The organism is Brachyspira sp. (genome assembly GCF_050873525.1).
Taxonomy (GTDB): Bacteria; Spirochaetota; Brachyspiria; order Brachyspirales; family Brachyspiraceae; genus Brachyspira.
In genome coordinates, this window is the sequence record NZ_JBNMIZ010000113.1 from 1 (window position 1) to 8,170 (window position 8,170).

The 8,170-nt window shown below is 28.3% G+C and carries 8 protein-coding genes; 6 read left to right on the plus strand and 2 right to left on the minus strand.

Going from position 1 to position 8,170, the window contains the following annotated elements; translation table 11 throughout:
* Positions 1 to 54 precede the first annotated feature (54 nt).
* Positions 55 to 582: an ankyrin repeat domain-containing protein gene (locus ACR0QS_RS08345; protein ID WP_432632985.1), complete on the plus strand. Its 528-nt coding sequence runs from the start codon at positions 55 to 57 to the stop codon at positions 580 to 582.
* Entirely contained in the window at positions 575 to 1,879 is a 1,305-nt protein-coding gene (locus ACR0QS_RS08350) for an ankyrin repeat domain-containing protein (RefSeq protein ID WP_432632986.1), read from the plus strand. Before ACR0QS_RS08345 ends, ACR0QS_RS08350 begins: the two co-directional genes overlap by 8 nt.
* Positions 1,880 to 2,134: 255 nt before the next feature.
* On the opposite strand, the gene ACR0QS_RS08355 is transcribed toward ACR0QS_RS08350, so the two are convergent.
* Positions 2,135 to 2,776 carry a Crp/Fnr family transcriptional regulator gene (locus ACR0QS_RS08355; RefSeq protein ID WP_432632987.1) on the minus strand — a complete coding sequence of 214 codons (642 nt, stop codon included), beginning with the start codon at positions 2,774 to 2,776 and terminating at the stop codon, positions 2,135 to 2,137.
* Between the two features lie 31 nt (positions 2,777 to 2,807).
* Complete coding sequence (locus ACR0QS_RS08360) at positions 2,808 to 3,389, minus strand: Crp/Fnr family transcriptional regulator (protein ID WP_432632988.1); 582 nt, start codon at positions 3,387 to 3,389, stop codon at positions 2,808 to 2,810.
* A 398-nt stretch (positions 3,390 to 3,787) separates the two neighbouring features.
* Here ACR0QS_RS08360 and ACR0QS_RS08365 point away from each other — a divergent pair, with 398 nt between their 5' ends.
* The 4 genes from ACR0QS_RS08365 to ACR0QS_RS08380 all read left to right on the plus strand — a co-directional run.
* Positions 3,788 to 5,080: a PIN domain-containing protein gene (locus ACR0QS_RS08365; protein ID WP_432632989.1), complete on the plus strand. Its 1,293-nt coding sequence runs from the start codon at positions 3,788 to 3,790 to the stop codon at positions 5,078 to 5,080.
* A 25-nt stretch (positions 5,081 to 5,105) separates the two neighbouring features.
* The gene (locus tag ACR0QS_RS08370) at positions 5,106 to 6,200 is read left to right on the plus strand and encodes a protein kinase domain-containing protein (RefSeq protein ID WP_432632990.1); all 1,095 of its coding nucleotides are present in this window, start codon (positions 5,106 to 5,108) and stop codon (positions 6,198 to 6,200) included.
* Between the two features lie 23 nt (positions 6,201 to 6,223).
* Positions 6,224 to 6,904 (plus strand): vWA domain-containing protein, encoded by a 681-nt coding sequence (locus ACR0QS_RS08375; protein WP_432632991.1) that lies wholly within the window; start codon positions 6,224 to 6,226, stop codon positions 6,902 to 6,904.
* A gap of 9 nt (positions 6,905 to 6,913) precedes the next feature.
* Positions 6,914 to 8,170 (plus strand): protein phosphatase 2C domain-containing protein (locus ACR0QS_RS08380; RefSeq protein ID WP_432632992.1); only part of this gene is annotated, 1,257 nt, incomplete at its 3' end.

The following is an 8,170-nucleotide window of genomic DNA, read 5'->3' on the forward strand; positions in this document are numbered from 1 at the left end:
ATATTATATAATAAATTCATATAAAATTTTATTTCTATTTAAGGAGTATTAATTATGAATAGAAAAATTACTAACAAAATAATATTAATAATTTCCATATTTTTAATATTATCGTCTTTATTATTCGCTGGAAATTTTCCTACTGCAGAGGCGTTAAGTGAATTCTTTAAAGAATTAATGGTTTTATCATTAATTTATGTAATAATTCCAATCGTATTTATAATTATAGCGGTGATAGTAATATTATCAAGAAAATTAAGAACGACTATTAAATTAATAATAGTTGTGATAATAATAGTCTCATATTTATTTATATACAGAACATACACTTTAAACAGAGATGCTGGTGATCTTTTAGTGGAGGCTGCGAAAGTTGGGGATTTAAGAAATGTAAAGAAATTTATGAAAATAAAACGAGTTAGCGATGGAGATATCCATGCGGCTTTAAGCTGGGCTGCTTCAAAAGGGGATTTTGAAACAGTTGAATATTTAATAGGTAGATATTACGGCAGCTATAGAAGTGATTTTGGAGGAACGGCTTTAATATATGCTTCGGGGGGGGAATCAGTTAGAAATGGTTAAATATTTAGTAGAAAACGGAGCGGATGTTAATATTGAAGATAGCGATGGCGATACGGCTTTAATATATGCTTCATATAAAGGGAATTTAGAAGTAGTTAAATATTTAATAGAGAATGGAGCAGATATTAACGCTAAAGATAGATCCTACAAAACGGCTTTAATAAAGGCTACAGAAAAAGGGAATTGGAGAATAGTTAAACTTTTAGTGGAAGACGGCGCTGATATTAACGCTAAAGATGATTTCGGCTCGACGGCTTTAATGAAGGCTTCAAGGTATGGGTATTTGGATATAGTTAAATATTTGATAGAAAACGGGGCTGATATTAATGAAGATAAAGATGGCGGAACGGCTTTAATTAGCGCTTCAACAGGAGGGAATTTAGAAATAGTTAAATATTTATTAGAAAATGGAGCAGATATTAACGCTAAAGAGGAAGACGGCGAAACGGCTTTAATTCGGGCTTCAAGGCTGGGGCAGTTAGAAATAGTCAAATATTTAATAGGAAAAGGAGCGGATATTAACGCTAAAGATAAAGATGGCGATACGGCTTTAATGAAGGCTTCAAATGAAGGGTATTTAGAAGTAGTTAAATATTTAGTAGAAAAAGGCGCTGATGTTAATATTAAAGATAATAGAGGAAAAACCGCTTTGAATATGGCGAAAACCGAAGAGATAAGAGGAGTATTTATAAAAACTAGAACTACAGATATTAACGCTAAAAATGAAGACGGGGAGACGGCTTTATGGCGAGCTTCAGAAAAAGGGGATTTAGAAATGGTTAAATATTTAATAGGAAAAGGAGCGGATATTAACGCTAAAAATAAAGACGGCAATACGGCTATAATGTGGGCTTCACATAATGGACATTTAGAAGTAGTTAAATATTTAGTAGAAAACGGCGCGGATATTAACTCTAAAGATAAAGACGGCGGAACGGTTTTAAGTTGGGCTTCATATAATGGGCATTTAGAAGTAGTTAAATATTTAGTAGAAAACGGCGCGGATATTAACGCTAAAGATAGATATAGCGATACGGCTTTAAGTCGGGCTTCATATAATAAACATTTAGAAATAGTTAAATATTTAATAGGAAAAGGCGCGGATATTAACGCTAAAAGTAAAAATGGCGTAACGGCTTTAATGCGAGCTTCATATAATGCACATTCAGAAATAGTTAAATTTTTAATAGAAAACGGTGCGGATGTTAATATTAAAGATAATGAAGGTAAAACCGCTGTGGATTTGGCAAGCACTACAAGGACAAAAGAAGAATTGAAAAAAGCTGGAGCTAAATAGAATTTATTAAATTTGGATTACTCGCCAACGGCGTCCCTTTGGTAGCTAGATTTATTTATAAATCGAAGCAATCTATTTTATGTGGATTACTTCGGGCGTTGCCCTCGTAATGACGGTTTAAAAAAATTTGTCACTGCGAGACGAAGTCGAGGCTAAAGCCCGCCTACAATATTAAATATTAATTGGATTACTTCGGCTATAAATAGCCTCGTTCCCTGTGGGACGCAGAGCGAATGACGATTAAAAAAATTAATTTTATTGAATATTATAAGATTTTTTTCTTTTTACATCTATTTGTCTTTGAAATTCTTTTAAATTTTTAACTTGAATTGTATTATTTTTTATATTTATTTTTCCCGTCATTGTTTTCAAAACTTTTTGAACTTCCATTGGTTTTATTGCGCACCAATTTGCAATATCGTTTACTGTAGCGTTTAATTCTTGTGGCTCGTTATAAGCGTCTCTTGGAATATTTTGAATTTCGGCAAGAAGAAGCAGGCAGTCGTAAATTCTTAAATTCGGCTCGTTTAATTGAAGTATTAAAAGTCTTCTTTTTGAATCGAATATTCTTTTGGCAAACATTTTTGAAAGTTTAAGCGCCATTTCTATATTATTGGCAAGAACGGTTTGAAAATTCTCTTTTTGTAATTCGAGTAAAACCGTAGGTTCGTTTGCAATCGCAGAAGCGCTCCTTGTCGTGTCTTCCAAAATTGCCATTTCGCCGAAAAAATCTCCAGCATGAACTATATCAAGAAGTTTTTCCACATCTTTAATTACTTTCGTTATTTTTACCGAACCGCTTATAACCATATAAAATTTATCGCCTTTTTCAAATTCCAAAAATATAATGTCGTCTTTTTCGTATTTCTTTGTATGCGAAGATATATTATTATCCATTTTTTTATTCCTTATCGTAATAGAATTATTTTTATTTGAGCGGAGGAGCTATATTGCTGTCGTCCGTTATATTTAATTTTTCTTTGCAGGCTTTTATTTTATTTTCAACCGTATGATAGAAAGAAGAATTTTCGTCCGCAATCTGATAATATCTTTTATAAGCGTATAAAGCGTTTTTAAATTTTTGATTCTTAAAATAAAATTCTCCGATACTATATAATCCTTCCACTTGACTTGGTCCTTCTTCGTCTTCTTCTTTTTCCACAAGACTTCTAACATTTTTATTTAATTTTCTTAACTGATTTGAAAATACTCGAAGCATTTTTATTATTATCGATTTATTTTTTGTAACCAAATTTTCAAATTCTTCGTAAGTAATAATAATGATAACGCAGTCGCTTAAACATTGAACCGTATCTTCCTGCGGATAAGCGCCAAGCAGACTTTTTACTCCAAAAAATTCTCCAACATTTATCGGCTCTCTCGTTTCGTATCCCGTTTCTTCGGATAAAAATATACTTTGAGCCTGTCCTTCTTTTAAGATATAAATTCTATCGGAAGGGTCGCCAGCAAAATATACTATAGAACCCGATTTATATACTTTCGTTTGCATATATTCAATTCCTCAACAATTTTATTAAACCGTTTCAATTATTTAAATTTAATTGTATCATTTATAATACTTTTTTCAAGGTTTATAATAACAAGTTTTACATAAACGAATTTTATTTAAAAATTTTATTATTTTAACGCTTGACAAATTTTAATTATTTGTATATAATAATAAAATAAATTGATAGAATTAAAAATTAAAAAAAGGACTTTTGAAAAATGAGCGGATGTAAATTCTACAATACAATACAATACAATACAATACAATACAATACAATACAATACAAGCCATTATTATAATTTTTGGCTATTTTTTCGTTGCAAAAATAAAAAATTATTTCAAACATTTAAACGCTTTCTCTTGCGTGAATTATTTTTTAATTCTTGGAGGGATAAAATATGAATTTTAATAAAGATTATCCAATAGCAATTTTAGATACAAATATAGTAATAGATTATCCATATATTTTAGATATTTTAAAATGTAATATAGTCATTCCACAAACGGTTTTAGATGAACTTGATGCGCCTAACCTTAAAAATAAACTTAAAAAAGAAAATAAATATCCAAAATATTTTCTAAATAATTTAAATCAAATATCTGATAAAACTAATTTATCCAAATATGGTTATAAAATAGAAAATGACTGCATGCTTTATTTGGATGCGGAGAATTTAAAACATAAAGAAGTTAATTTTAACTCGAAAAAGCCAGACCTTCAATTTATTGCGGTAGCAAAAAATCTTAAGGATAAGTATGGTTATATGGAAATAGTTATTGCGAGTCAAGATGGCAATTTAAAAATATATGCAAATCGCCCTAATGTAAAAGTAAAAACTTTGGTAGATTTTATATCGGAATATATTAAATACGATGATAAAATTATTATTTTAAATAGCTTATATAATATTAATAATAAATCTTTAAAAAATAAAGAGATAGAAAATTCTAAAAAACAAATAATATATAAAATAATATTAAATATTTTAAAAAACGAAAAAGATATAAATAAATTATATGAATTGTTAGAAAAATTTAATTCTAAAGAAATCTATGGTAAAATATACGAATTTTTATATAAAGACAAAGACATTAACGGGTTGTATAAATTAGCAGAAAAATATAAATCTAATAAAACGCATAATAAAATATTTGAAATACTAACAGAAAATAAAGATATAAATGGATTATACGAATTAATTAAAAATCATAACTATAAACCTAATCGTGAAAAAGTAACTGAAATTTTAACCGAACATTGTAATATTTTAGCTGATAATAAAAATATAGACGGATTATATGAATTGGCTGAGAAATTTAATTCTAAAAAAATATACGAAAGAATATTTGAAATACTAACAGAAAATAAAGATATAAACGGATTGTATGAATTAATTAAAAATCATAACTATAAACCAAATCGTGAAAAAGTAACCGAAGTTTTAACCGAACATTGCAATATTTTAGCTGATAATAAAAATATAGACGGATTATATGAATTGGCTGAGAAATTTAATTCTAAAAAAATATATGAAAGAATATTTGAAATACTAATAGAAAATAGAGATATAGACGAATTAAACAAATTGTATAAAAAGATAAATGAAATGGATGAAAAAGGAATTACTGGATATAAAAATTTTATAAAAATAATATCCAATAAAATTAAAGAATTAGAGAGTAATAAATAAAAAATAAGGAGTGTAATTATATATTATGAATAATAAGAAAGTAAGTAATAAATTTTATCCTCCCGCATTTAAACTTTCTAAAAAAGTATTTTGGGATGAAACTAAAATACCTAACGATGTGGAAATTCATAGCGGAAGTTCTTTAACGAGAGCGGTTAGAACAAGAGATGGGAAGAGAAAGATAATTGGCGAAGTTGTATTAGAAACTCAAGTAGGACAACGAGGAGGCGAAGGCACGGTATATAAATGCAATATACCAAATAAAGTATGCAAAATTTATCATAAAGATAAAATTACAAAATTTAGATTGGCAAAGCTACTTGAAATGCAAGCTAAAAATATAAAAATAAAAGGTATTTGTTATCCTGAAGAATTTTTATATAATGAAAAGGGGCAATTTGTAGGCTATTTAATGAATGAAGCTAAAGGGCATAAATTACAAACTTCGGTTATGCATCCAATGGTAATTAGAGATAAATTTCCAAATTGGAAAAGAAAACAGTTAGTTGAGTTATGTATATCTATTTTAGAAATAACCGAACAGTTGCATAAAAGTAATATTATAATAGGAGATATAAACGCTAATAATATATTGGTTGCCGATTATAATAAAGTTTATTTTATAGATTGCGACAGTTTCCAGATAGGACCTTATCCATGTCCTGTAGGAACGCCGTATTTTACGCCAAGAGAACTACAGGGTAAAAAATATTCTGAATTTTTAAGGACAAAAGAACATGATATGTTTGCCATTACGACTTTATTTTTTATGATACTATTTTTAGGTAAGCCTCCATATTCTGCTAAAGGAGGAGCTAATCCATCTGAAAATGTAAAGAATGGTAATTTTCCTTACAAATTTGGAGATAGAAAAGGAGAAGATGTTCCAGATGGACCTTGGAAATTTATATGGAATAATCTTCCAAGAAAAATGAAAGAAATATTTGAGAATTGTTTTGCAGATAATAAAAAACCTAGTATTAGAGAATTGAGAATTGTTCTAAAATTATATAAAGATGGTTTAGAAAAAGGTTTTAATTATTCAAATGAACTTTTACCGACTACAAATAAAAAAGTTCCTAATGAAATTGCTAAAAAATATAAAAATTTTAATAAATAACTAAAGTTTTAAGGAGAAAAACTATGCAAGAAGATATTTTAAGTATTAGAAAAAAAGAGCTTATATCAAATCCCGCTGCAAGAGTTGCAGTATGTTTGGTATTGGACACAAGCGGTTCTATGTCTGGAGCGCCTATTGACGAACTTAATAAAGGAGTCAAATTATTTATAGACGCTATTAAAAATGACGATATAGCCAAGTATGCCGCAGAAGTCGCTATCGTCACATTTGGCGGAAATGTCGAAGTATATTCTGATTTTCAGAATATAGAAAATTTTTCATTTAGAGATTTAGATGCTGACGGAGGAACGCCTATGGAAGAAGCGGTTATGCAGGCTTTAGAGTTATTAGAAACTCGTAAAAAAGAATATGTAGATGCTGGAGTAGATTATTATCAGCCTTGGATGGTTATTATGTCAGACGGGCAGCCAGATTATCCTCCAAATCAATCTTCATCGATAACTTACGATATGGCTTCAAAGAGAAAATTATCATGCTTTCAATTAGGAATAGGAGACCAAGCCGATATGCAAACATTGGCTAAATTTTCTCCAAGAAAACCATTGAGATTGAAAGGTTTGAATTTTGAAGGCTTTTTTGAATGGCTTTCTAAAAGCATACAGGCAGTTTCCCAGTCTACAGTCGGAGATGAAGTAAAATTAGACAATTCTTCTTTAGACGATTGGGCTATTATAAAAAATTAGGTTAGTTTAATGGATAATTTAAATAATACTTTTTCTTGTAATAAATATGTAGCTCAAGGCAAAAGTCATAAAAAAAATAATATGCCGTGCCAAGATTATTGCGATTATTATATAGACGCGGACAATGAATTTTCGATAATAGCTCTTTCGGACGGAGCTGGTTCTTGTAAATATTCTCATTGGGGTTCGGAGTTGCTTGTTCAGAAAATCATTTCCTTTTTTCAAAATAATTATAAAATTCTATTTGAAAAAGAAATAGATAATATAAAAGAAAAGATAATAGAATCTTTGTCTAAAAGCTTTGAAGAAAAGGCAAAGGAAAAGTCTATAGAAGAAAAAGAATTATCCGCCACCTTATTATTTGTAGGATGCTATAAAGATAAATTTATATACGGGCATATTGGAGATGGAATAATATGCTGCGATATGGATGGAAATTTAAGAGTGATATCTGGAGGAGTTGGAGGCGAGTTCAAAAATGAAACCGTATTTTTTAGAAAGAATATTGATAAAAAATATTTCAATTTGTCAATAAAGCCATTAAAAAATATACTTTCATTTTATTGTTTTTCAGACGGATTAGAACCCGTTTTAATATCCAATAAAGGCGATAAACTTGCTTCCATACTTCAGACATTTTCTCAATGGATATGGAAACATGAAAATGAAATTGTTACTAATAGTTTGAAAAGTAATATAGATAATATAGCGGAAAATAATCCTAATATTCATGATGACTTAAGTTTAATAATTATGAATATTAATAATAGCAATACTGAAGAAATAAGGAAGGTTAAACGAATAACGGATACTATATCTATTGCAAATGAAGAATTATACGATGAATTAAATAAAAAATTTGAAGAAAAAATATCATCTTTAGATAAAAAAATAGAAAGTCAGAATAATTCTATATCTAATTTGGTTAACTCATTTAAAGATTTAGAAAATCAAAATTCAGAATTCAAAAAATCAATAGAAAAATTATTTATTGATTTAGAAAAAGAAGTAAAAAAAGATTCAGAAATTCAAATTAATACTTTATCGAATCAAAATAAGAATAATATTCTATCTTTGCAAAGTAAAATTGATGATTTATCTAAAAAAATTACTAATATTGAAAAAAATCAATCGGATTTGCAAAGAGAATTATCCTCTATTAAACCCAACATACAAAAAGATATTGACAAAGTATCTAAATCTTTTTTAGATAGATTTAAAGATATATCTAAAAAAGCAGAGGATATTAAAAATGATATAAAGAAT